This window comes from Paenarthrobacter sp. TRD_SC_7, assembly GCF_056156245.1.
The window spans coordinates 3,153,468-3,176,987 of the sequence record NZ_CM149587.1; the positions used below are offsets into that span (position 1 = coordinate 3,153,468).

Genomic DNA, 23,520 nt, shown 5'->3' on the forward strand with positions numbered 1-23,520 from the left:
CGAAACAGACGCCCAAGAAGCTTACTTGACGAACTGGGGCAACCGCGCGGGCGTTCCCGTGGACGGCGCCACGTTGTAGGTCCGGAGGACCTGTGCCATCACTGAACGGAACACGGGACCGTTCGTGACGCCGTAGATGTTTCCCTTGGGGCGCTGAAGGACCACCTCCACGATGAACCTGGGGTCATCCATGGGTGCCATGCCCACCATTGAGGCGGTGAAGCCGTCAAATCCGGGCAGGCCGTCCTCGCGGGGAGCTTGGGACGTTCCCGTCTTGGCTCCGACACGGTAGCCGTCAATGGCAGCGTCCTTGATCTGCCCCTCAGTCACGGCGCTTTCAAGGATGTCACGAACTTGCTGGGCAGTTTCCTTGGATACCACTTGGCGGGAGTCCTTGGCAGGAACCTTTTGCTCTTCGCCCTCCGGAGTAACGTAACTGTCAATGAGCCTGGGCTGCAGCATTACGCCATCATTGGCGATGCTTTGGAACGCGCGCACAGTCTGGAGTGTCGATTGGGATACGCCTTGCCCGAAAAGCACCGTGTACTGCTGACGGTCGTCCCACTGCTCGGGCTTGGCCAGTATGCCTGTGGCTTCCGCGGGCAGTCCGATGTCCGTCTGCTCGCCGATGCCGAATTTCTTCAACCAGTCGTACCGTTGTTCCTTGGTGAGTCGGCTGCCCGCCATTACGGTACCGGTGTTCATGGACCAGCCCAGGATGCCTGCAAGAGTTCGTTCTTCGGTGCCGTGCTCGAACGCATCGGTGAATTTTTGTCCGTCGATGGTGTAGGACGACGGGATGGTGAAGTGGTCCAGGGGGAATGACTTACCCTCCTCAATCACAGCTGCAGCGGTAATCATCTTCTGCACGGAACCGGGCTCGTAGGCGGCCGTCACGGACCTGACGCCTCGATCCTTGGCATCCACTTTCCCGGGGTCATTGGGGTCCGGCGCGTTGGTGTCCGCGAGGGCAATGAGGTTGCCCGTCTTGGTGTCCATCACAATGATGGAGCCCCACTCGGCGTTCATCTTGTTGACCTGGCTCTGGATGGCTTGCTGCGCAAAGTACTGGACGTCCGTGTTGATGGTCAGCTTGACATCACTACCATCCACGGCGGGCGTCAATTCATCAGTGGCCACCGGAATCCTGAGGCCGTCCGCTCCGATTTCGAAGACGCGTTTGCCCTCAGCACCACGGAGAATTTCGTTCTGGGTTTGTTCGATGCCGGCCTGTCCGTTGGTTCCATCCTCGAGGAAACCAATCACCCCGCCGGCTACGCTGCCGTTGGGATAAACACGCTTGCTGACACCCTCCGCGCTAAGGCCCGGGATATAGAGCTTCGAAATCCGGTCTTCCAGTTCCGGCTTGACGTCCTTCGCCACCACGAAGTACTGCTTTTCTCCGGTCAGTGACTCACGGATAGTGCCTTCGTCCGCCCCCAGAAGGCTGGCCAAATCGGCAATTCCCTGATCACGGGTGATCTCGTCCAGCTTCTCGGTCTTCTCATTGAAGCGGTGGAAAGTTTCCGTACTCGTATTCACGGTCTGGTCTACCACGATGTTGTAGCGAATCACGCTGCTGGCCAGCACCGTGCCATTGGCATCCACAATCTGCCCCCGCTCAGCTGGGAGCACTTGCGGCGTAAGCCGGCTCGCAAGGGCAGCTTCAGCCATCCCGCCCATGTCCAGGCCTTGAACCATAAACAACTTGCCGCCCACCACCAGAAGCAGGGTCAGCATGATGCCGAGGCCAACGCGCAACCTCTTTCTGGCCGCCGGCGTCTTCGTTTTTTTTGATGTGCCGGGGTTCTTTGCCACGTTGATTCCTTGCTGCTGGCCCTGCTTCGGTGGACTGACGGTCTACTGCCCTGGCGCCTTTTGCTGCGGAGCCGGTACCGATCCCCCGTGAAGCTCAACCGGCGGGGCAGCTGCCGGGGCCGCCGGAGTTGAGGGCGTTGCAGCCGGGGCCACCGGAGTTGCATCCGGCTTGCGGCTTTCCAACGGATCCTTGGTAGTCACCGACGGAACCACATCAATCAATCCCTCAACAGCCGGAGCCGCGAGCAAGGCTCCAGGATTATCTCCCTTGACCGCCGGTGAAGCCTTTCCGGTGACCGCCATGGTGTTCAGATCGATCTGGCCCTTAACGGTGGAAGGTACCATTCCCAATTCTGCAGCCTTCGCAGCGAGGTTCTGCGGAGCTTCGAAGTTCTGCTTCTTCTGTGTCAGGTCCTGGTTTTCCTTGTTCAGGGTGGCAGCTTCGGCTTTTAGCTGCACCAACTGGTACTGGGCCGTGGACACAGAGATGTTCAACACCAGGACCGTCAGCAGCGCGGCCGCCATCGCCACGAAGCATAGGACCACGAAAGGTGTCCTTCGCTTGCCCGGTGCGCTGCGTACCAGGGAAAGAGGAGTGCGGGCCTTGCGAGCGGTGTCGGGCCTTTCCGCAGGGACCGAAAGCGCACGGGCGGTGCTGCCCACTGTGGAGGGCAAAGTCTTCGCTACGGCGTTGCTCATGCGTCTCTCCTCTGTTTGATACGCTCCACTGCCCTCAACCGGGCAGACGCCGCGCGGGGATTTTCAGCGATTTCTGCTGCCGTAGGCACTTCCGTGCCCTTAGTGATGGTCTTCAGTTCGGGTTTGTGTTCTTCAAGCTCAACCGGGAAGCCGAGTGGTGCCGAGGATTTGGAACCGGACTGGAAAACGGACTTGACGATCTTGTCTTCAAGCGAGTGATAGGACATCACGACGATCCGCCCGCCCATGGCCGTTGCGGCCACCGCTGCCGGAACCGCGCGTTCCAGGACATCGAGTTCCTCGTTGACCTCAATGCGCAGAGCCTGGAACGTTCGCTTCGCGGGGTGTCCGCCACTCTTCGCTGCTGCGGCGGGGACGACGCTGCGGATCTGCTCTACAAGTTCCCCCGTGGTTGCGAAGGGCTTCTCCGCGCGAGCGTTCACGAGCCGGTTGGCGATCCGACCGGCAAATTTCTCTTCGCCCCATTTGCGGATAATGCGTACCAGTTCGTCTTCGCTGTAATTGTTGACCACATCGGCTGCCGTTTGGCCGCGGCTGGTGTCCATCCGCATGTCCAAGGGAGCATCGTAGGAGTAAGCGAAACCGCGCTCACGCTCATCCAGTTGCAGGGACGAGACGCCAAGGTCCATGAGAATGCCATGGACTTCCGGTATGCCCAGGTCCAGCAGGACGTCCTCAATCTCGTCGTAAACCGCGTGAACAAGATCGGTACGGTCTGAGAACGGCTCCAGCCGGGCGCCGGCCAAGGCCAGGGCTTCTTCGTCGCGGTCGATGCCAACGAGATGAAGGTCGGGGAAACGCTGCAACATGGCCTCGGAGTGACCCCCCATGCCAAGGGTTGCATCGATGGCGACAGGTCTTTCCCCGCGTTTCCTGGCAGCCTCAAACCCAGGAGCAAGCAGGTTGATGCAGCGGTCTTTCAGGACGGGCACGTGGCGCTCCGATGTGGGCTTTGCCGCGTCCTGCTCTTCCACGCTGCCTCCTCTTTCCTCAATCGCTTACATACTGATTCTTGAATCGGATCCCCATCCGCGCCTATCGTTCCGCCGGCCTGGCTCAGGGGAAGGTGAGCCAGGAAGACAGTTCAATGGGCGGCTGGAGATCCCATTCAAGAAGCTGGACTACGGCTTCCTGCAACCGGTCAGATGAACCCGGGCAAGTTGTCGTCATCCGTTTCCGAGAAGGCTGCTTCCTTTTCGTTGAGGTACTCGTTCCAAGCTTCGGCATCCCAGATCTCCGCCCGGGTACCGGCGCCAATGACTGCCAATTCCCGACCGAGTCCCGCGTAAGCCCGGAGCGCTGGCGGAATCGTCACGCGCCCCTGCTTGTCAGGTACCTCATCAGAGGCTCCAGACAGGAAAACCCGAATGTAGTCACGTGCCTGCTTGGAAGACAGTGGCGCCTCCCGCATTGACTCGTGAATGCGCTCGAATTCCTTCTGGCTGAAGACGTAGATGCAACGTTCCTGGCCTCTGGTGAGAACCAATCCATCGGCAAGTTCCTCGCGGAACTTGGCGGGGAGGATGATTCGGCCCTTTTCATCGAGACGCGGCGAGTGAGTGCCAAGAAACACTGGCCCCACCGCCCCTCAATCAAGGTGCCCGCACATACCCAACACTGCCACTACCCTCTTATGCTCTCCACTTTACTCCACAATGCCCCACAGTCAACGCAATAGAGTGCGTTTCTCCACCACTTTGAGATTCATAAGGCCCGAACTCGCGCGGATTTCGGGTGATGGCGGAAAGTGGAGGACGCGAAGCAAGGGACAGGGGCCCCGGGGCCTGAGTCGCGGATTTCACGGCCAGACGCTGGAACTACCGGGCCTGATCCGGACCAACGTGGCGAAATATGGAGAAAGGGGTGGGAAGTGGAGCGGCCTCCCGTTCAAGAACCTCCGCCCTTTAAACGCGAAAAGACCCGCAGTGCGGGTCTTTCGTTATCCCCGGTGGAAGTTTAGGGGCGTAGTTGATTCAGGAGAGGCCTCGGGTGCCGGCCGCGGGTCCGGAAGGGACAATCAATTGTCGTCGCGACGCCGTTCGTCCCAGCGTTCTTCCAGGCTGCTCATGAACGAGCTCTTTGGTTTGGTCTTGCCAGGTTTCCCCTTGTTGGCTTTACCGAAGGCCGCGCCACGCAACGTGGCAAAGTAGACGCCAGCACCCATGACGATGAAACCAAGGACACCCACAGGTATCGCCTGCATTGATACGCCAACAAGCAGGAGAAGAATACCGGCAATAGCGCCCAGCACACCGATGATCACATGCCGGGTAGACCAGCTGCGGATGGGATCCGAACCCATGGTGTTGGCGAACTTCGGATCGTCCTCATGAAGTTGCTTCTCAAGTTGCTCAAGCAGCTTCTGTTCATGCTCCGAGAGGGGCATCGCGACCTCCTTTAGTCAGCCAGCGTCTGGACGTAACGCGTCCTGTGCGTCTGTTTCCAAAACGATCAGACCAAGAAAATCGTTCCCCAAAAATCCCTCTTGGTTCAGCGGGCATCTTGGGGCCGACTGTTCAGGAAACAGTTTGTCCAGACGATCTAAATCTCTGTAATAAATAGGATAGTTTGTCCGACGCCGTTCTGAAAGACGCCCTGAGTCCCGCCGGGCAACCGCGTGGGCCTCAGGCGTCCGCTGGAGGCTTGCCAGGTTCCAGGAGCCGGGCCGGAAGGAGCTTTTTGGACCCAAAGCGCTCCGAGACACGGTCCAGGGCTTGTTCGGCTGCCCGCCAGTTGTCGTCCCGCCGATCCAGGCTCAGCTGCAAGGAAGTCTGACCCGCTGGTTCCAATTGCTCTGCCCGCACACCTACCAATCGAACGCTCATGGACCGCGTGCCCAACGACTCAAGGAGCTGCACGGCCACCTGGTAAATCAGCTGCGCACTGTCCACGGGAGCGTGCACGGTGCGGCTACGCGTCACCGTGGAGAAATCCGCGTACCGCAGCTTCAATGCCACAGTCCTTGCCAGCATCCCGGAGCTCCTGAGCCGGATGGCAGTGCGGTGCGACAGACGCAGCAATTCCCTGTGCAATAAGGCATCGTCCGCCGTATCGACGGAGAACGTCTCCTCTGCCCCGATGCTCTTCTCAATCCTGGCTGGAGTTACCGGCCGCGGGTCAATGCCCATGGAGAGCCGGTGAACGTGCTCACCACTGGCGCCCAGAACCTTCCTGAGCGACGCCACGGGCGTGGCTGCGACATCCGCGACTGTGCTAATGCCCAGGCGGGACAACACGTCGGCAGTCTTTCCACCAACGCCCCACAAGGCACCGACGGGAAGACTGTGAAGGTAGGGGATGGAGTCCTCGGCATCGATCTGCAGGATACCGTCGGGCTTGCAACGAGTGGATGCGATCTTGGCCACAAACTTGGTGCTGGCGATACCTACAGATGCCGTGATTCCAAGTTCCGACTGAACCCTGCGGCGGATGAGATGACCGATGTCCAAGGGTGATCCAAGCCGGCGAATGGCCCCGCCCACGTCCAGGAAGGCTTCGTCAACGCTGAGCGGCTCCACCAAGTCCGTAATGGAGGCGAAAATCTCCATGAGCTGAGCGGAGACCTCGTAGTACTCGGTGTGCCGGGGGTTGATGATCACCGCGGCTGGACACCGCCTCATGGCAATGGACATCGGCATGGCGGACTTCACGCCCGTGGCCCGGGCCTCGTAGGAAGCGGAAAGAACCACGGACCGTTCCGCTGGGAAACCAACGATGACCGGCTTCCCGCGAAGATCGGGACGGCTGCGGAGCTCCACGGAGACGAAAAAAGCATCCATATCCACGTGAAGTATGCTGGTTCGCCGCAGTTCCCGCAGGGCATCTCCGGCGCTGCGGGCGGGCTTGCTGCCGGCACTTTCAGCGCCACCAAATGCTTCTTGCCTCACAACGGCAATACTATGCCCGGCCACTGACTAAACTGGAGGCACAATCCGGCTCAGCCCCAGGAAGGATACCCTGTGAAGCTCTTTGGAACTCCTCAATCGCGAGGGTTTGCCCTGCTCGCAGTCAGTGTCGCCCTGGCGGCGTCTGCATGCACACCCCCGCCCGGCGGTTCGGCGGCGCCGTCCGCAACGGGCGCTTCCTCGCCGTCGTCCGCGGTGACGTCAACCCCGTCATCGTCTGCTTCCAACTCAACAGCCTCGCCGGAAACCACGGCGTTCACGGAGACAGCCCCACCTGCACCGGACGCCACCGCAACGGTGAACGCCCTTGTTCCCGGCTTTCCAGAGCAACTCATTCCGGTCATGCCCAAGACCTCCGTCCGCTCAAGCAGCGTGGACAAGAGCACTTCAGTAGCCACCGTGGCTCTCGTGGGGACGATAAAAGCCCCACCGGAGGGGGTTATGGACTACTACAAAACCTCCATGGAGGCCCAAGGATTCAAACTTGTCCCCGGGCCCTCCGCTGTTGGCAATGTCACTTCCCTGGACTTCATCCGCGGTGACGGCGAAACGGTGAACGTTTCCATCAGGCAAAAAGAAGGCGTTTCAACATTCACTATCGGCGCCAACGTGGCGGCCGGGTCCGTCAAGTGACGGCCGCCTCCCCCGTCGCTTCGGAACAGACGCAGTTCATTAACGGTGTTGCCGGCAAGCTGAGTGGGTTCCTGTCAGGGCAACAGGACCTCATGGCGTCGGTTTCTCCGGACGTCGCTCCGCTCATTGGATCGATTTCCAATCTGGTGACCGGAGGCAAGCGTCTACGGGCGCTGATGTGCTATTGGGGCTGGAGGGGTGCCGGCGGCCCTGCCGATGATCCGGACATTGTCACTGCCGGATGCGCCCTGGAGCTTTTCCAGGCAGCGGCCCTGATCCACGATGACATCATTGATCGCTCCGACACCCGCCGCGGCGGTCCAAGCGTGCACAAACGGTTCAGCCAGCTCCATGAAATGAATGGCTGGGCGCTGGACAGTGGGCGTTTTGGGGACGCAGCAGCAATCCTGACCGGCGATCTCTGCCTTTCCTTCAGCGAGGAATCCTTTACGGAAATCGGCACCCGGGCGGCAGCCGGAAGTTCTGCGCGGCGAATCTTCAACGTGATGCGCGCAGAAGTGATGGCAGGCCAGTACCTCGACATCCTGGAAGAAGTGGCCGGCCCCGTTCGAGACCGGGCCGGATCTGTGGAGCGCGCGAAATCCATCATTCGGTACAAATCCGCCAAATACTCCACTGAACATCCGCTGGCGTTGGGTGGAGCGTTGGCCGGTGCACCCGCAGGGCTGCTCAAAGGTTACTCGGAGTTCTCATTGCCACTGGGTGAGGCATTCCAACTGCGGGACGACGTCCTGGGAGTCTTTGGCGACCCCGAAACGACCGGCAAACCCGCTGGGGACGACCTTCGCGAAGGCAAACGCACCGTCCTGGTTGGTTTTGCCATCAACCAAGCACCCCCGGCCGAGGCCGAATATCTTGACCGCATGCTCGGCAACCCTGACCTCGGAGGGGACGAGGTAGCTGAAATACGGCGCATCATTGTTGACTGCGCAGCCTTGGAAGCCACGGAATCACTGATCGCCAAGCTCAGCAACAGAGCCTTCGACGCTCTTGAACGCCTGCCCCTTGAGGAGCTGCCGCTGGTGGCATTGCGTCAGCTGGCCGAAGCCGCTGTCAGCCGGGCGGCCTGACCCGAAGGCTCGTATTGCCGACACCTGGAGGACATACAGCGACGACGGCGGTGGAGCCCCGCCGTCGTCTGCGTTTTGTCCGGCCTCCCGCAGGGGGCGCTGTTACCAGGCCAATGATTGGGCGCGACGCCTGATCTCTGTCTTACGCCCCTCGCGCAGGGCGTCAATGGGTCGCCCCCGCAACGACTCGTCGGGGGTGAACAGCCAGATAATCAGTTCTTCGTCGCTGTAACCAGCGTCGCTGAGAACCGCAATGGTTCCCTTCAAGCTGTCTACAACATGCCCGTCCTGGACAAAGAGGGCCGGGACTGAGCGGATGTTCCGTTCTCCCCGCCTGATGGCGACAAGCGCACGCTCATCCAGAAGTCCGTGGACTTTGGTGATGGAAACGTCCAATAAATCGGCGACATCCGGCAGCGGCAGCCAGTCGGAAACAAGGCTTTCTACATTACTCACGGATCAAGGTTGCCACGTCGCCCCGCCCTGCGCCTAGCCGGAGCCGACGCCGATACACCCGAACCACCGGTCAGTCGCCATTTCTGCCGCATCAAATGGGTTCTTTTATCTGGGTTGACAGGAATTGTTGTGTTGATCGACTAAGTGTGAGAGATTCACACTGATCACATTTGCATCATTGATAACATCAGCAACACTGGTAACACTGACAACAGCGCTAACACTCGCCCCCGCTGTTTGAGATGAGGACACATTTCATGACGACGCCCCGCTCGCCGAAACGAACCATGAGCATGCCGGTCATCGCGGCAACCACGGCTGCGCTTCCCGCCGTGGTTTTGTCCTCGCTTGCCTTGGCCCAACCGTCCATGGCAACACCGGCACCGCAGCCTCGAAAGATTCCTGCCACGCTCGCTGCGGCCATGAAAGCGCAAGCAGTCAACGTGGGCTCCGTCATTCCCGCGCAGGCCGTTGCAACCACCATCCCTGCCGCCCTGCGCCCCATGGCTCCGTCCGTTCCGAACACGTACACGATCGTGCGCGGCGATACCATCAGCGCCATCGCGCGACGCTTCAATTTGGACACGGCGGCAGTTCTTCAGCTGAACAAGCTCTCTGCCACCACGCTGATTTACCCGGGCCAAACCATCAAGCTCACGGGCACACCTACGCCAGCACCCGCGCAGCCAGCCCCGACCGCCCCCAGCGCGCCCAGCGCACCGAGCAACGCAGCCGTCTACACCGTTGTCTCGGGGGACACCTTGGGCGCCATTGCAGCCAAACACGGCGTTCCGCTGTCCAGCATCTTCAGCTGGAACGGGCTCAACGGGAGCTCCATCATTTATCCGGGGCAGAAGATCAAGGTCAGTGGCGGATCCTCCCCATCAGCGCCCACAGCACCGGCACCTGCACCCGCCCCGCTGGCTGGAACAGGTTCCTACACCATCAAGGCAGGCGATACCCTTAGTTCCATCGCTTCCCGCCATGGGGTTTCCCTGGCTGCCTTGATGGCTGCCAACAACAACGTGACAGCTACCACCGTCATCTATCCCGGCCAGAAGCTCACCATCCCCGGTGCTGGCCTGCAGCCCGCCGGGGATACGAAGCCACTGGTACCCAGCACTTTCCTGGGCTTCACATACCCTCCGGCTGTTGTCAGCTCAGCCAATGAGAACAAGGCCCTGCTTAACGCCTCACCGGTGCCCAGCCGTGCCGAAATGAAGAGCATCGTGGCTGACACGGCCCGGCGCATGGGAGTCAGCCCTTCTTTGGCTTTGGCCTTCGCCGAACAGGAATCAGGCTTTGACCAGCGGGCGGTCTCGCCTGCCAATGCCATTGGCACCATGCAGGTTATTCCCTCTTCCGGCCAGTGGGCTTCCGATCTGGTGGGTCGCAAGCTCAACCTCCTGGATCCGTACGATAACGCCACTGCAGGTGTGGCAATCATTCGGGTCCTGATCGCTACCAGCAAGGATTTGGACACGGCGATTGCCGGCTACTACCAAGGCCAGTACTCGGTCAGCAAGTACGGCATGTACGAGGACACCAAGCGCTACGTCGAATCGATCAAGGCCCGCCAGCGCACCTTCGGCTAGGCTTTCAACTGCACCTCGGAGGGGCCCGCATCCCACGTGGATTCGGGCCCCTTCCCTGCCTCGATTAGGATCGTATGGTGCAAGAACCAACGCAGGACCACCTCATCGGGACCAGTGTGGACGGCCGATACACGGTCCGCTCCCGCTTGGCGAGCGGCGGAATGTCCACTGTTTACCTGGCCACGGACCAGCGCCTGGAGCGTGACGTGGCCCTCAAAGTCCTGCACCCGCATTTGGCCAACGATCCCACGTTCTTGGAGCGGCTGAGCCGCGAAGCCAAGGCGGCTGCGAGCCTTTCGCACCCCCACATCGTTGGAGTGCTGGATCAAGGCGAGCATGGCCACATCGCCTATTTGGTCATGGAGTACGTCAAGGGACATACCCTTCGTGACACCCTCACAGAACAAGGCGCCCTGCCCCCGCGCCTCGCCCTGGCGCTGATCGATCCTGTCATTGAGGGCCTGGCTGCCGCACACCGTTCAGGCCTGATACACCGCGACATCAAGCCTGAGAACGTCCTCATTGCGGACGACGGACGCATCAAGGTGGGAGACTTTGGATTGGCCAGGGCGATCTCGGCCAACACCAGCACCGGTGCCCTGATAGGCACTGTGGCCTATTTGGCTCCCGAACTGGTGCTCGGCCAGCCCGCGGATGCCCGCAGCGACATCTACTCCGCCGGCATCATGCTCTACGAGATGTTGACGGGCAAACAGCCGTATGCCGGGGACTCCCCCATCCAAGTGGCTTACCAGCACGTCAATGCCGTGGTGGGGCGCCCTTCGGAGGCCGCTCCCGGCCTCGCCGAAGACCTGGACGAGCTGGTTCAGTGGTGCACGGCGACAGATCCGGAAAACAGGCCCGTTGACGGCACTGCCTTGCTGACCGAACTCCGTCATATCCGCACCACGCTGACAGACGAGCAGCTGGACCGTAGGCAGGCGTCTTCCCGGCTGCCCGGCTCCCCCGCGCCCACCACTGCAACCGCTGCGCTGGGCGCTCCGGGCGGGAACCCCACGGAAGCCATTGCCTCCACTTCCTCACCCACAGAGTTGATTTCCCACCAGAGCAACCCCACCACCATTATGGCGGCCGGTGGTCCAGGCCTGCACTCGCCACAAGCCACCTCAGCTGGTCCGGGCAACGATCAGAACGTGCGCCAGCCCGGCAAGCGGGAGCTGAAAAGACTCGAACGGCAAGAGAACAAAGACCGGGCCCGAGCAGCGGCCACGCCAAGTCGCCCGCTGCGCGAGGGCAACCCCCGACGCCGTGGCGTCATCTGGACCATCGTGATTGTTATCCTTGCAACGCTTGCAGCATCGGCAGGTTGGTTCTTCGGAATGGGACCCGGATCCCCGGGGACCGTCCCCGACGTCAAAAACAAAACCGTGGCGGAGGCGCAGCAACTCCTCCGCACTGCCGGATTTCAGTCGGAGCCACAGGACGTCTTCGACGACGACATCCTGCCGGGCCTGGCCGTGGGAACCGAGCCTGAATCCGGAGCCGAGGTCCGGAAGTTTCAACCCATCACACTCTTCGTTTCCAAGGGTGCCCAGCTATTCGCCCTGCCGGGGTTGACCGGTGGAAGTCTGGACGAGGCCAAGATTGCCTTGAATGCCGCCGAAATGGCCCTCGGCAACGTCACCGGAGCTTTCGACGAAAAGATTCCCGCAGGCGTCGTGATTTCCCAGGATCCGGCCAAAGGCACCGAAGTGCGGCATGGCACCCCTGTGTCGCTGGTGGTCTCCAAGGGGCCCCAACCCATTCCTGTTCCCGACGTGCGCGGACTGGCCCAGGACGCAGCCGCTAAGGCCCTTCAGGATGCCGGGCTCGTAGCCGTGATCGCTCCGGAGACGGTCAATGACAAGACTGTCCCCAAGGGCGCTGTTGTTTCCCAGGTACCGGCCACTGGCACCCTTGTCCGGGGCGAAGCGGTGACGCTCACAGTGTCCAAGGGACCCAAGTTGGTGAAGGTCCCGAGTTTCATCGGCAAGCAGGCCGATGAGGCCGAAAAGGAACTGAAGAAGCTTGGTTTCAAAGTTGAGGTCAATAAGGTTCTGGGTGGCTTCTTCGGCACCGTCCGGGACCAGAACCCAGTCAATACCGAGATACCCGAGGACTCAGTGGTGACGCTGACTGTCGTCTAGCAATCCGACCCAGACATTTCCAACCACAACAAAAGGCGCGGCCCGGATGAATCCGGACCACGCCTTTTGTTGTCAGTTGTTACCGCTTGGACAGGGCTCCTGCGACCAGGAACGCCATTTCAAGGGACTGCATGTGGTTCAACCGGGGGTCGCACACGGACTCATAACGGTCCAGGAACGCGTCCTGGTCGATCGGATCGGCGCCGCCCAAGCACTCTGCGACGTCGTCGCCCGTCATTTCGACGTGCAGGCCACCGGGAACTGTTCCCAGGGAGTGGTGGACCTCGAAGAACCCACGCACTTCGTCAATGACGTCGTCGAAGTTGCGCGTCTTGTAGCCGTTCGGCGACGTGACTGTGTTGCCGTGCATCGGGTCAGTCACCCACAGCACCTGCGCGCCGGATGCGGTGACGCGCTCGACGACAGCCGGCAGCTTTTCGCGGATGTTGCCGGCGCCCATGCGGGTGATGAACGTGAGGCGGCCTGGTTCGCGGTTGGGGTCCAGTTTGTCGATGAGTCGCAGGGCGTCATCGCCGCTGGTGGTAGGGCCAAGCTTGACGCCGATGGGGTTCCGCACGCGGGAAAGGAAGTCCACGTGGGCGTGGTCCAGTTCGCGGGTCCGCTCACCGATCCACAGGAAGTGCGCGGAGGTGTCGTAGGGCAGGCCGGTACGTGAATCGATGCGTGTCAGTGCGCGCTCGTAGTCGAGCAGCAAGGCCTCGTGGCTGGCAAAGAATTCCACCCGCTTGAGTGCCTCAAAGTCAGCACCGCAGGAGTCCATGAAGCTGATGGCACGGTCGATGTCCCGCGCCAGCGATTCGTAGCGCGCGTGTGCCGGGTTCTCGGTGAACCCCTTGTTCCACTGGTGAACCAGGCGAAGGTCCGCGAAGCCTCCCTGCGTGAAGGCACGGATAAGGTTCAGTGTGGACGCGGAGGTGTGGTACGCCTGAAGCATCCGTCCGGCGTCGTGTGCCCGCGATTCCGGCGTGAACTCGTAACCGTTAACGATGTCGCCCCGGTAAGCGGGAAGAGTTACTCCGTCGCGGGTCTCGTCATTGGAAGAACGCGGCTTGGCGAACTGGCCGGCCATGCGCCCCATCTTGATGACAGGCATGGCAGCGCCGTAAGTGAGCACCACGGCCATCTGGAGGATGGTTTTGACCCGGGCGCTGATCTTGTCCGCGGTGGCGGCCTCGAAGGTTTCCGCGCAATCGCCGCCCTGCAGGAGGAAGGCTTTGCCCTGGGCAGCCGCCGCGAGGCGCTCCCGAAGCACGTCCACTTCTCCAGCGAAGACCAGCGGCGGCACGACGGAGAGTTCCTTGACGGAAGCCTTGAAGACATCAGCGTTCGACCATGAGGGCTGCTGGGAAATCGGCAGGTCCCGCCAGGCGTCAAGCCCGGGATAGTTTGCTGCCCCGCTCTGGGCGGTGCTGGCGAGAGGATCTGCTGCGGAGGGTGCGGTGTTCGCGGTTAGCTCAGTCACCCTTCAAGAGTAGTAGCCCGCGGCAAGGTTGAGGGACTGCAGCCGTAACCGATGCTGCCGCCTACGTCACAGTTTCTCCGCTGATCCGTTCGCGTCACTCCGGGGTTCATCCCTATCCTCTGCAATGTCTGCGGCGGCGTCTTCGGCAATCTCAATTTTATGGACGGGCTCCGGGCCTTTGCCGGCTAACTGGGCCTTAACCACCGCTGCATACTCGTCCACGTATTCCTGACCGGAAAGCCGCATCAACTCGTACATGATTTCGTCGGTCACAGCCCTCTGGACCAGACGGTCATCTTCCATGCCGTAATAGCGGCTGAAGTCCAAAGGCTGCCCGAAGATAAGGCCGATCCGACGGATGTTCGGCAGTCGCTTGCCGATGGGCTGGACCTTCTCCGTCCCGATCATGGCCACAGGCACCACCGGGACACGTGTTTGCAGCGCCAGCTTGGCCACGCCCACTTTGCCGCGGTAGAGCCGGGCGTCCGGGCTGCGGGTGCCTTCCGGATAGATCCCCAGCAGGCCCCCGGAGTTCAGGACGTCCTTGCCTGCCTGCAGCGACATCTCCGACGCCGCCCCTCCGGAACGGTCCATCGGCAGTTGGTTGCTGAGCCTGAAGAAAAGCGCAGTGAGCCGTCCTTTGAGCCCTTTTCCTGTGAAGTACTCGGACTTGGCCAGGAAAATTACGGGACGATGAACCATCAGGGGCAGGAAGATGGAGTCCGAGAAGGACAAGTGGTTGGAGGCCAAAATGGCAGCTCCGCTTTCAGGAACGTTGTCCAGTCCCTTCACCCAGGGACGGAACAGGAGCTTGAGGATGGGACCGAGAAAGATCCTCTTCATGACCCAATAGAACACGTTTGTCCTCTCACGGCCGATTGGTTGGCATGCACCCGGGCAACCCGGCCGGCACTCAACAGCAACCCTACTCCAGTGAGAAATGTCCGGAACAGTGACACGATGGACGCATGACGGAACGCAACACACCCGCCGCGCCGCTCGCTTTCCACCACGCCGGACACGGAGCCAACGCATCAATTGGAGTGGCGATCTGCCACGGCTTCACCGGAAGCCCCCTCAGCGTTCTCCCTTGGGCCGAGTATCTCGCCAAGCAGGGCTTCGCAGTGTCCGTGCCCCTCCTTCCCGGGCATGGCACCAGTTGGCAGGACCTCGCCACCACACGATGGCAAGACTGGTACCGGACCTTCGAGCAGAGCTACCTGGACCTTGCGGCGAAGACCGAAACGTGTTTCGTGGCAGGCCTGTCCATGGGCGGAGCCGTGGCTCTTCATGTGGCGTCCCGCCATGAAGTTCCCGGGCTGGTCCTGGTGAACCCGGGGCTGAGCTTCTATGACCGCCGGGTGAGGTATATCGGAGCCCTTAAGTACGTTATGCGCACTACCACCCCCATAGTGGAGGACACCCCCGCGCCGGTAACAACTGAGGACGGAGACTACTCCAAGACACCGTTGAAGTCGGTTCACGAACTCAAGAAGCTCTTTCGCGCGGCAACCCGGGGATTGCCCGAGGTACAGGCTCCGGCGCTGGTGTTCAAGTCTTCGGTGGACGGTGTCATTCCCCCGAGCTCAGTGGCCACTATCAGCAAGCACATCGACTCCTCCCGCCTGAAGGTGGTCACCCTTCCGCGCAGCGGACACGTAGCCACCTTGGACGTTGATGCACCCACCATTTTTGAAGAATCAGCCCGCTTTTTCCGCCAGCATGCCGGCGACAGAGTAGCCTCAGAGTCATCATGAAAATGCTCCCGGACTTTTCGCCGTTCCACAGCAGCTGGAATGGGGCCGGACCGCGCGTTGGTGTCGTCATGTCCCACGGGTTCACAGGAAGCCCGCACAGCGTCAGGCCGTGGGCCGAACATCTTGCTGCGGCCGGCTACGCCGTCAGACTGCCGTTGCTGCCAGGTCACGGCACCTCCTGGCAGGACATGTCCACCCGCTCATGGCGGGAGTGGCACCGTGCCGTGGATGATGCCTACTTGGAGCTGGCCTCAGAATGCGATTACGTTTTCTCTGCCGGTTTATCCATGGGCGGAACCCTCGCCTTGCGGATAGCAGCCACGCGCCCTGTTGCAGGGACGGTGGTAGTTAACCCCGGGCTGGTCCTCGACGATCCCCGGGCTGTCATCGTCGCTGCTCTCAAGTATGTGGTGAAGACAACTCCGGCCATCGCGAACGACATCCTGAAACCGGACCAGGACGAAGGTGCCTACGCCCGCACACCCGTTGCGGCCGCTCACCAACTAAAGAAGATGTACAAGGACACAGCGGCCATCCTGCCCCGCATCAGCTCACCCGTGCGGGTCTACAAATCCACGGTGGACAACGTCATCTCGAACGCAAGCCTGGAGTTCCTCCGTTCCCGGGTGCAGGCGCCGGTTGACGTCAGTTACCTCCACAACAGCCACCATGTGGCCACCCTTGACAATGACGCGCCGGAGATTTTCGCCGGGACTATCGAATTCATTCAAAAGACCGTAGCGGCCCTGGCCGGACACGGGCTTTCCCCCGAAAAGGACACAGCCCATGAACAGGCCTGATCCCAATTCTGCTGATCAAAGCGCCAACAAGGACGACGACGCCGTGTGGCTGGATCTGGTGGCCCGGTTGGAGGCCACACAGTCAGGTACAGCAGGGGAACCGCCTGCGGCTGGCCATGAGGATCCGGACCCGGAAGCCGGGCATATGCAACGCGAGCCCGGCAGGACCTTCAAGGATTTCGATCCGCTTGGGTTGTCCGCCCCGGCCCCCGAACCGGTGCCTGATGCGGCAGCAGTCCCTGCAGACGCCGAAGCCGCTAGCTGGCCGTCCGGACCACGTGACTACGAAGTCGAAGACGAGGACCACGCTTTCGTTCCCGAAGAGCCCCCAAGCCTGGCGGGAACCGAGCCGCTGGTCATGCTGGCATGGGTTGGTGCCGTGGGCGGACCAATCGCCCTCCTTTTCACCGCCATGTTTTGGCGGTCAGCGCCATTAACAGCAATTCTGGGCATTGTCGCCATATTCGTGGCGTCCGTTGTGTACCTCATCATGCGGCTTCCGCAGGAGAAGAATGAGGACGACGACGGCGCCCGCATCTAGGTGCCCACGTCCCGTTTTCAGCGGGGAAGCTTAGCTACGCGCACGGCCGCTGACCCGGGAAAGGTCTGCCGCGCCGATCATGCCGGCACTGGGGCCGAGGGCCGCAAGTTCAATCCTCGCCATGGGCCGGAAACCCCGCCCCGTAAGGTTCTTCGCAAACGACTCACGAGCGGGTGCGGCGAGCAACTCCCCTGCATCACACAGTCCTCCGCCAATTACGAACATCCCGGGGTCCAGTGCCGCTGCGAGGTTGGCCAACCCAAGCCCCAACCATTCACCTTGGTCCACCAGGAGTTCCCTCGACGTCGCATCGCCGTCGAGCGCCAGCGCCGTAACGGCGGCCCCGGTGATGCTGTCTGCAATCCCGCCCGCCTTCTCCAGGAGAGCCACGCCCTCGGGGGAATTGGTTCGCACGAGCTGCCGGGCTTCTCGCCCCAAGGCGTTGCCGGAGGCATACTGCTCCCAGCAGCCGCGGTTACCGCATTCGCAGCGGTGGCCCCCGGGGAAAATGATCTGGTGCCCGAATTCGCCGGCCACGCCGTAGCGTCCCCGTTCCACCCGGCCGTCCATGACCATGGCGCCGCCAATGCCCGTACCCAGAGTGATGCACACCAAGCGGCTTTCACCTTGCCCTGCGCCAAAGCGCCACTCCGCCCACGCCGCGGCATCGGCATCGTTCGTGAGCAGAACGGGACGCCTCAACAACTTTTGGAGACTCTCCCTCAACGGCTCGTTCCGCCACGCCAGGTGGGGGCTGAACAGCACGGTCCCGCCGTCGAGGTCCATCCATCCCGCGGCACCAATACCCACGGAAGCGATCCTGTGTCCTGCGCTGAGTTCGTCCACCAGCTCCACGATGGTCTGCTCGACGGCTCGGGGGTCCGCGCCTGGCGTGGACCTGCGGGCCTCGGCGAGGACCCGGCCCTCGGCATCCACAACACCGGCGGCAACCTTGGTGCCGCCGATGTCAATCCCGATCGCCAGGCCCCGGCGGCCCAAATGGCTGCGGCGGGCAGCCCACGGCACGTCCTTCCAGGCAGAGGCCGGTGGCTTGGGTCTGACCAGGGAACTGGACCGTAGTGCGGGCATCCCATCATCCTATTCCGCAGGACAGAGCCGCACCCGCATCCGAAGGTATGGACGGCGTCGAGTTGCTTGAAATGACGGCTCATCCGTAAAGTTACTCGCCAGTAGGTGAAATAGAACACACCTCCGCGAGCGGGCATACTAGAGTGGAAGCAGCCCCTCGTGGCCCGTGGATATCAAAGGAGCTACCGTGCGTGAAATCAGTGTTCCTCCCCTCGTCAACATCGCCCCCGAAACCAACATCACGGACCTCGTGATCCGAGAGGCAGAAAAAGCATCCAACCCTGCACTGTTTTCCAAGTTGGACGGCAATGGGCAGTGGCAGGACATCCGTGCCAAGGACTTCCTACAGGACGTGAGGGCTTTGGCAAAAGGCCTCATCGCCAGTGGGGTCGGCGTAGGTGATCGTGTGGGCATCATGTCCCGCACACGGTACGAATGGTCCCTTGTGGACTTCGCCATCTGGTTTGCCGGAGCCGTCTCTGTCCCGATCTACGAAACGTCGTCGCCTTCGCAAGTGGCATGGAACCTGGGCGACTCAGGCGCTGTGGCAGCCTTTGGCGAAGCAGCGCACCATGAGGACGTTATCCGCCAGGCTGTGGCCGCAGAGGACATCACCACCGTGACCAACGTCTGGCAGCTGGAAGGCGCAGGACTCGACGCCCTGCGTGCTGCAGGCGCAGGCGTCCCCGACGACGAACTCGAATCCCGCCGTTCCTCAGCCGGCCTCAAGGATCTCGCCACGATTATCTACACCTCCGGTACCACCGGCAGGCCCAAGGGCTGCGAACTGACCCACGGCAACTTCGTGGAGCTCTCCGAGAACGCCCGCGCTTCATTGCCCGAGATCATTAACGAGTCTGCCAAGACCATCATGTTCCTCCCCTTGGCGCACGTTTTCGCACGCTTCATTTCCGTGCTTGCCGTGGCCGGCGGCGTCAAGGTGGCGCACACGCCGGACATCAAGAACCTGTTGGCCGACCTCCAGAGCTTCCAGCCGACGTTCATCCTGGCTGTGCCCCGGGTCTTCGAGAAGGTCTACAACTCGGCACTGACCAAGGCAGAGGATGGCGGCAAGGGAGCCATCTTCCACCACGCAGTGGATACCGCAATCGCCTACTCCAAAGCACGTGAGTCCGGTTCCCTGGGACTTGGTTTGAAGCTCAAGCACGCCTTGTTCGACAAACTCGTCTACGGGAAGCTCCGTGCGGCGATGGGCGGCCACGTTGCGCACGCCGTCTCTGGCGGCGGTCCGTTGGGTGAACGCCTGGGCCACTTCTTCCAAGGCATTGGCCTGCAGATCCTGGAGGGCTACGGCCTGACCGAAACCACGGCGCCCATCTCGGTGAACACGCCGTCCCAGATCAAGATCGGCACGGTAGGTGCCCCCTTGCCGGGCAATTCAGTCAAGATCGCTGACGACGGCGAAATCCTTGCCAAGGGTGTCTGCGTCATGCGGGGTTACTACAAGCGTGAAGACCTCACGGACGAAACCTTTGCTGACGGATGGTTCCGCACCGGCGATATTGGCGAACTGGACAGCAACGGGTTCCTCAAGATCACGGGCCGCAAGAAGGAAATCATCGTCACTGCAGGCGGAAAGAACGTGGTTCCTGCCCTGCTGGAGGATCAGATCCGGGCGGATGCGCTGGTTTCCCAGGTGCTGGTGGTGGGCGATAACCGTCCGTTCATCGGCGCCCTTGTCACGCTGGACGAGGAAGCGCTTCCGGGCTGGTTGGACCGCCACGGGCTTCCCTCCAGCACCACGCTCGCCGAGGCGACGAACCATGCCGTGGTGAAAGCAGCAGTCCAGGAGCTCATCAGCAAGGCCAACCAGTCCGTATCCCAGGCTGAGGCCATCAAGTCCTTCAGGATCGTTCCAGCGGACTTCACTGAAGCCTCAGGTCACCTGACTCCATCCCTCAAGGTCAAGCGTGCACAGGTCATGAAGGACTTCGACGCCGTGATTGAGGAAATGTACTCAGCACCCCGCGCGTCCTAAGCACCGTGCCTTAGCCATAAGGAGTCACAAAAAAGTACCCCGTCCGGATTCTTCCGGACGGGGTACTTTTTTGGGTAGATGACTAGCCGATCACCAGCAGCAAGTCGCCACCTTGGACCTGCTCTACCGAGGAAATGGCGAGGCGTGAGACCGTGCCCGCGACCGGCGTCGTGATGGATGCTTCCATCTTCATCGCCTCAATGGTGGCAACGGTGTCGCCGGCATTGACGACATCGCCCACCTTGACCGTTACGGTGACTGCGCCTGCAAACGGGGCGGCAACCTGGCCAGGCTGCGCCGGATCTGCCTTCTCTGCTGCCTTGACGTTGCTGACCACCGAACGGTCCCGGACAACCACCGGACGGGATTGGCCGTTCAGCGTGCACATCACCGTGCGCATGCCCTTCTCGTCGGCTTCGGAGACGGCCTCAAGCTGGGCAATGAGGCGGACACCCTTCTCGAGCTCGATGACGTGCTCTGCGCCCTGCTGTAGACCATACAGGTAGTCACGGGTGTCCAGCACGGAGATGTTGCCGTAGGTGTCAACGCTCTTCAGGTAATCCTTGGTGGGTCCTGCGAAGAGCAAACGGTTCAGAGTGTGCTGTCGCGTCTTGGAGTCACCCTTGAGCGCTGCACTGTCCTCGGCGCTGATATCGACGTCGCGCACCTTGATGCTGCGGCCTTGAAGGGCCTTGGTGCGGAACGGCTCAGGCCAGCCTCCGGGAGGATCACCGAGTTCGCCGGAGAGGAAGCCGATGACGGAGTCCGGGATGTCGTAATTCTGCGGGTTCTCATTGAAGTCCGCCGGATCGGCGTTAAGCCCCACCAGGTGCAACGCGAGATCGCCCACCACCTTTGAAGATGGCGTGACTTTCACCAAGCGGCCAAGGATGCGGTCAGCCGCCGTGTACATGTCCTCGATGGCTTCAAACTGCTCCCCGAGGCCCAAAGCGATGGCCTGCTGGCGAAGGTTTGACAGCTGTCCGCCGGGGATTTCGTGCTGGTAGACGCGTCCTGTGGGACCCGGGAGACCGGATTCGAAGGGTGCATAGACGCGGCGGACAGCTTCCCAGTAGGGCTCCAGCGCGCCGACATTGGCCAGGCTGAGCCCGGTATCGCGGGGTGTGTTGGCCAAGGCTGCCACGAGTGCAGACGCGGCGGGTTGGCTTGTAGTGCCGGCCAGGGACGCAGCTGCGACATCAACGGCATCCACGCCCGCGTCAACAGCGGCCAACAAGGTGGCAAGCTGACCACCTGCGGTGTCGTGAGTGTGCAGGTGCACAGGCAGGTCGAAGCGCTCCCGAAGTGCTGAAACCAACTTGGCGGCAGCAGCCGGACGCAGGAGGCCCGCCATGTCCTTGATGGCAAGGATGTGTGCACCGGCGTCGACGATCTTCTGGGCCAGGTCCAGGTAATAGTCGAGCGTGTACAGGTCCTCTTTCGGGTCCAGGAGGTTGCCCGTGTAGCAAAGTGCCACCTCCGCGACGGCCGTCCCGGTTGCACGTACGGCCCGAATGGCGGGGGCCATCTGGTTGACGTCGTTGAGGGCGTCAAAGATACGGAAGATGTCGATGCCCGTAGCGGCGGCCTCGTTGACGAAAGCCTCCGTCACTTCTTCCGGGTACGGGGTGTAGCCCACGGTGTTGCGTCCGCGGAGGAGCATCTGGATACAAGTGTTCGGCAGCGCCTTGCGCAAAGCAGCCAAACGGTCCCACGGGTCCTCACCGAGGAAGCGCAGCGCGACGTCGTACGTTGCACCGCCCCAGGCCTCCACGGAAAGCAGCTCCGGCATAAGTGCCGTCACGGCCGGGCCTGCCGCTACAAGGTCGCGGGTGCGTACGCGTGTTGCCAGCAGCGACTGGTGGGCGTCGCGGAACGTAGTGTCCGTGACGGCAAGCGCCTGCTGCTCCCGAAGCGCCTTGGCGAAGCCCTCAGGCCCAAGCTCGATCAACTTCTGGCGCGAACCCGAGGTGGGGACCGGCCCATCGATCGCGGGAAGTTTGCTGGCAGGGTCCGAGTGGACAGCGAGCTCGCCGTTTGGCTTGTTGACGGTGACCTCGGCCAGCCAGGTGAGCAACTTGGTGCCGCGGTCCGCAGAAATGTGCGACTTCAGCAGTTCAGGGCGCTTGTCGATGAAGTCCGTGGCCACGTTTCCGGCATTGAAGTCCGGATCCGCTAGAACAGCCTGCAGGAAGGGAATGTTGGTGGACACGCCACGGATACGGAACTCAGCCAAGCCACGACGCGCGCGGGCTACGGCCGCGGGGTAATCACGGCCACGGCAGGTCAGCTTCACCAGCATGGAGTCGAAGTGCGGGCTGATCTCGGCACCGGAGTAGACCGTTCCGCCGTCGAGCCGGACGCCGGCGCCACCGGCAGAACGGTAGCCGGTGATCTTTCCAACATCCGGGCGGAAGCCGTTGGAGGGGTCTTCGGTGGTGATGCGGCATTGCAGGGCAGCACCCTTGATGGACACTGAATCCTGGCTCAGCCCCAAGTCCGCAAGGGTTTCCCCCGAGGCGATGCGCATCTGTGCCTGCACGAGGTCAACGTCGGTGATTTCCTCTGTGACGGTGTGCTCGACCTGGATGCGGGGGTTCATTTCAATGAAGACGTGCTGGCCGGCGCGCTCCCCTTCCGTGTCCACCAGGAACTCCACAGTTCCGGCGTTGACGTAGTTCAAGGCCTTGGCGAAGGCGACAGCATCGCGGTAGAGAGCCTGGCGGATATTTTCGTCCAGGTTCGGCGCAGGCGCGATTTCCACCACTTTCTGGTGGCGGCGCTGCAGTGAACAGTCACGTTCAAAGAGGTGCATGACGTTACCTTCGGCATCGGCCAGGATCTGCACTTCAATGTGGCGGGGACGCAGCACTGCCTGCTCAAGGAACATGGTGGGGTCGCCAAAGGCTGCGTCAGCTTCCCGCATGGCGGACTGCAATGCCTCGGGGAGGGCTTCGCGCGTCTCCACACGGCGCATTCCGCGTCCGCCACCGCCGGCGACAGCCTTGGCGAAGATCGGGAAGCCGATCTCGTCAGCCGCAGCGATGAGCTCGTCAAGGTCCTTGGAGGGCTTGCTCGACTTCAGGACCGGGACGCCGGCCTTGCGGGCGGCTTCCAGGGCAGCAACCTTGTTACCTGCGAGCTCCAGGACCTCCGCGGGCGGGCCCACGAAGGTAATGCCTGCTGCCTTGGCTGCACGGGCGAGGTCCGGGTTCTCCGAGAGGAAGCCATAGCCGGGGTAAATGGCGTCAGCGCCGGCTTCTTTGGCGACGCGGACAACCTCCTCGACGTCCAGGTAGGCGCGGACGGGATGGCCCACCTCGCCGATCAGGTAAGCTTCGTCGGCCTTCTGCCGGTGGATCGAGTTACGGTCCTCGTGCGGAAAGACGGCTACGGTCTTGGCGCCCAGTTCATAACCAGCGCGAAACGCCCTGATCGCGATTTCGCCGCGATTGGCCACCAGAATTTTCGAAAACATACTTCTCC

The 23,520-nt window shown here is 61.8% G+C and carries 20 protein-coding genes; 8 read left to right on the top strand and 12 right to left on the bottom strand.

Features of this window, described 5'->3' with window-relative positions:
• Window positions 1-21: 21 nt before the first annotated feature.
• The 7 genes from AC0J5Z_RS15225 to AC0J5Z_RS15255 all read right to left on the bottom strand — a co-directional run bounded on the left by AC0J5Z_RS15225 (window position 22) and on the right by AC0J5Z_RS15255 (window position 6,787).
• Entirely contained in the window at window positions 22-1,818 is a 1,797-nt protein-coding gene (locus tag AC0J5Z_RS15225; RefSeq protein ID WP_475033724.1) for a peptidoglycan D,D-transpeptidase FtsI family protein, read from the bottom strand.
• Window positions 1,819-1,860: 42 nt separating this feature from the next.
• Window positions 1,861-2,517, bottom strand: a complete 657-nt coding sequence (gene ftsL / locus AC0J5Z_RS15230; protein WP_475033727.1) for a cell division protein FtsL — start codon at window positions 2,515-2,517, stop codon at window positions 1,861-1,863.
• Window positions 2,514-3,512 (bottom strand): 16S rRNA (cytosine(1402)-N(4))-methyltransferase RsmH, encoded by a 999-nt coding sequence (rsmH, locus tag AC0J5Z_RS15235; protein ID WP_475033729.1) that lies wholly within the window; start codon window positions 3,510-3,512, stop codon window positions 2,514-2,516. The genes ftsL and rsmH overlap by 4 nt, the downstream gene beginning before the upstream one ends.
• Window positions 3,513-3,679: 167 nt before the next feature.
• A complete protein-coding gene (gene mraZ, locus AC0J5Z_RS15240) occupies window positions 3,680-4,111 on the bottom strand; it encodes a division/cell wall cluster transcriptional repressor MraZ (protein ID WP_144652803.1) in 432 nt (143 codons plus the stop codon).
• A gap of 444 nt (window positions 4,112-4,555) precedes the next feature.
• The gene (locus AC0J5Z_RS15245; protein WP_017200835.1) at window positions 4,556-4,924 is read right to left on the bottom strand and encodes a DUF3040 domain-containing protein; all 369 of its coding nucleotides are present in this window, start codon (window positions 4,922-4,924) and stop codon (window positions 4,556-4,558) included.
• A 238-nt stretch (window positions 4,925-5,162) separates the two neighbouring features.
• The gene (gene dinB, locus AC0J5Z_RS15250; RefSeq protein ID WP_475033731.1) at window positions 5,163-6,425 is read right to left on the bottom strand and encodes a DNA polymerase IV; all 1,263 of its coding nucleotides are present in this window, start codon (window positions 6,423-6,425) and stop codon (window positions 5,163-5,165) included.
• Between the two features lie 92 nt (window positions 6,426-6,517).
• Entirely contained in the window at window positions 6,518-6,787 is a 270-nt protein-coding gene (locus AC0J5Z_RS15255) for a hypothetical protein (RefSeq protein ID WP_475033733.1), read from the bottom strand.
• On the opposite strand from AC0J5Z_RS15255, the gene AC0J5Z_RS15260 reads away from it, so the two are divergent.
• Together AC0J5Z_RS15260 and AC0J5Z_RS15265 are read left to right on the top strand one after the other, a co-directional pair.
• Window positions 6,786-7,076, top strand: a complete 291-nt coding sequence (locus AC0J5Z_RS15260) for a hypothetical protein (protein WP_475033735.1) — start codon at window positions 6,786-6,788, stop codon at window positions 7,074-7,076. The two genes, AC0J5Z_RS15255 and AC0J5Z_RS15260, sit on opposite strands and share 2 nt — an antisense overlap.
• Window positions 7,073-8,167, top strand: coding sequence for a polyprenyl synthetase family protein (locus AC0J5Z_RS15265; RefSeq protein ID WP_475033738.1), 1,095 nt, complete (start codon window positions 7,073-7,075; stop codon window positions 8,165-8,167). The genes AC0J5Z_RS15260 and AC0J5Z_RS15265 overlap by 4 nt, the downstream gene beginning before the upstream one ends.
• A 102-nt stretch (window positions 8,168-8,269) precedes the next feature.
• On the opposite strand, the gene AC0J5Z_RS15270 is transcribed toward AC0J5Z_RS15265, so the two are convergent.
• The gene (locus AC0J5Z_RS15270; RefSeq protein ID WP_475033741.1) at window positions 8,270-8,623 is read right to left on the bottom strand and encodes an Rv2175c family DNA-binding protein; all 354 of its coding nucleotides are present in this window, start codon (window positions 8,621-8,623) and stop codon (window positions 8,270-8,272) included.
• A gap of 257 nt (window positions 8,624-8,880) precedes the next feature.
• On the opposite strand from AC0J5Z_RS15270, the gene AC0J5Z_RS15275 reads away from it, so the two are divergent.
• Window positions 8,881-10,218, top strand: coding sequence for a lytic transglycosylase (locus tag AC0J5Z_RS15275; protein ID WP_475033745.1), 1,338 nt, complete (start codon window positions 8,881-8,883; stop codon window positions 10,216-10,218).
• Between the two features lie 74 nt (window positions 10,219-10,292).
• Window positions 10,293-12,365, top strand: coding sequence for a Stk1 family PASTA domain-containing Ser/Thr kinase (pknB, locus tag AC0J5Z_RS15280; protein ID WP_475033747.1), 2,073 nt, complete (start codon window positions 10,293-10,295; stop codon window positions 12,363-12,365).
• Window positions 12,366-12,444: 79 nt separating this feature from the next.
• Here pknB and AC0J5Z_RS15285 read toward each other — a convergent pair whose 3' ends face one another.
• On the bottom strand, window positions 12,445-13,848 hold the full coding sequence (locus AC0J5Z_RS15285) for a class II 3-deoxy-7-phosphoheptulonate synthase (protein WP_475033749.1): 1,404 nt from the start codon (window positions 13,846-13,848) through the stop codon (window positions 12,445-12,447).
• A gap of 66 nt (window positions 13,849-13,914) precedes the next feature.
• Window positions 13,915-14,706: a lysophospholipid acyltransferase family protein gene (locus AC0J5Z_RS15290; protein ID WP_475033751.1), complete on the bottom strand. Its 792-nt coding sequence runs from the start codon at window positions 14,704-14,706 to the stop codon at window positions 13,915-13,917.
• A 110-nt stretch (window positions 14,707-14,816) separates the two neighbouring features.
• Here AC0J5Z_RS15290 and AC0J5Z_RS15295 point away from each other — a divergent pair, with 110 nt between their 5' ends.
• The 3 genes from AC0J5Z_RS15295 to AC0J5Z_RS15305 are packed head-to-tail and all read left to right on the top strand — an operon-like array spanning window position 14,817 to window position 16,946.
• Window positions 14,817-15,605 (top strand): alpha/beta hydrolase, encoded by a 789-nt coding sequence (locus AC0J5Z_RS15295; RefSeq protein ID WP_475033753.1) that lies wholly within the window; start codon window positions 14,817-14,819, stop codon window positions 15,603-15,605.
• Entirely contained in the window at window positions 15,602-16,405 is an 804-nt protein-coding gene (locus AC0J5Z_RS15300) for an alpha/beta hydrolase (protein WP_475033755.1), read from the top strand. Before AC0J5Z_RS15295 ends, AC0J5Z_RS15300 begins: the two co-directional genes overlap by 4 nt.
• A complete protein-coding gene (locus tag AC0J5Z_RS15305) occupies window positions 16,392-16,946 on the top strand; it encodes a hypothetical protein (protein WP_475033757.1) in 555 nt (184 codons plus the stop codon). The genes AC0J5Z_RS15300 and AC0J5Z_RS15305 overlap by 14 nt, the downstream gene beginning before the upstream one ends.
• A gap of 30 nt (window positions 16,947-16,976) precedes the next feature.
• Here the strand turns inward: AC0J5Z_RS15305 and AC0J5Z_RS15310 are convergent, their stop codons facing one another.
• Window positions 16,977-18,035: an ROK family protein gene (locus tag AC0J5Z_RS15310; protein ID WP_475033760.1), complete on the bottom strand. Its 1,059-nt coding sequence runs from the start codon at window positions 18,033-18,035 to the stop codon at window positions 16,977-16,979.
• Between the two features lie 187 nt (window positions 18,036-18,222).
• Here AC0J5Z_RS15310 and AC0J5Z_RS15315 point away from each other — a divergent pair, with 187 nt between their 5' ends.
• A complete protein-coding gene (locus AC0J5Z_RS15315) occupies window positions 18,223-20,034 on the top strand; it encodes an AMP-dependent synthetase/ligase (RefSeq protein WP_475033763.1) in 1,812 nt (603 codons plus the stop codon).
• 82 nt (window positions 20,035-20,116) lie between these two features.
• Here AC0J5Z_RS15315 and AC0J5Z_RS15320 read toward each other — a convergent pair whose 3' ends face one another.
• Window positions 20,117-23,512 carry a pyruvate carboxylase gene (locus tag AC0J5Z_RS15320; RefSeq protein ID WP_475033765.1) on the bottom strand — a complete coding sequence of 1,132 codons (3,396 nt, stop codon included), beginning with the start codon at window positions 23,510-23,512 and terminating at the stop codon, window positions 20,117-20,119.
• Window positions 23,513-23,520 lie beyond the last annotated feature (8 nt).

Coding starts and splice junctions, on each gene's coding strand:
- ftsL (WP_475033727.1), bottom strand. CDS start 2,517: ATGAGCAACGCCGTAGCGAAGACTTTGCCCTCCACAGTGGGCAGCACC.
- AC0J5Z_RS15245 (WP_017200835.1), bottom strand. CDS start 4,924: ATGCCCCTCTCGGAGCATGAACAGAAGCTGCTTGAGCAACTTGAGAAG.
- AC0J5Z_RS15260 (WP_475033735.1), top strand. CDS start 6,786: ATGCCCAAGACCTCCGTCCGCTCAAGCAGCGTGGACAAGAGCACTTCA.
- AC0J5Z_RS15255 (WP_475033733.1), bottom strand. CDS start 6,787: ATGACCGGAATGAGTTGCTCTGGAAAGCCGGGAACAAGGGCGTTCACC.
- AC0J5Z_RS15275 (WP_475033745.1), top strand. CDS start 8,881: ATGACGACGCCCCGCTCGCCGAAACGAACCATGAGCATGCCGGTCATC.
- pknB (WP_475033747.1), top strand. CDS start 10,293: ATGGTGCAAGAACCAACGCAGGACCACCTCATCGGGACCAGTGTGGAC.
- AC0J5Z_RS15295 (WP_475033753.1), top strand. CDS start 14,817: ATGACGGAACGCAACACACCCGCCGCGCCGCTCGCTTTCCACCACGCC.
- AC0J5Z_RS15300 (WP_475033755.1), top strand. CDS start 15,602: ATGAAAATGCTCCCGGACTTTTCGCCGTTCCACAGCAGCTGGAATGGG.
- AC0J5Z_RS15305 (WP_475033757.1), top strand. CDS start 16,392: ATGAACAGGCCTGATCCCAATTCTGCTGATCAAAGCGCCAACAAGGAC.
- AC0J5Z_RS15310 (WP_475033760.1), bottom strand. CDS start 18,035: ATGCCCGCACTACGGTCCAGTTCCCTGGTCAGACCCAAGCCACCGGCC.
- AC0J5Z_RS15320 (WP_475033765.1), bottom strand. CDS start 23,512: ATGTTTTCGAAAATTCTGGTGGCCAATCGCGGCGAAATCGCGATCAGG.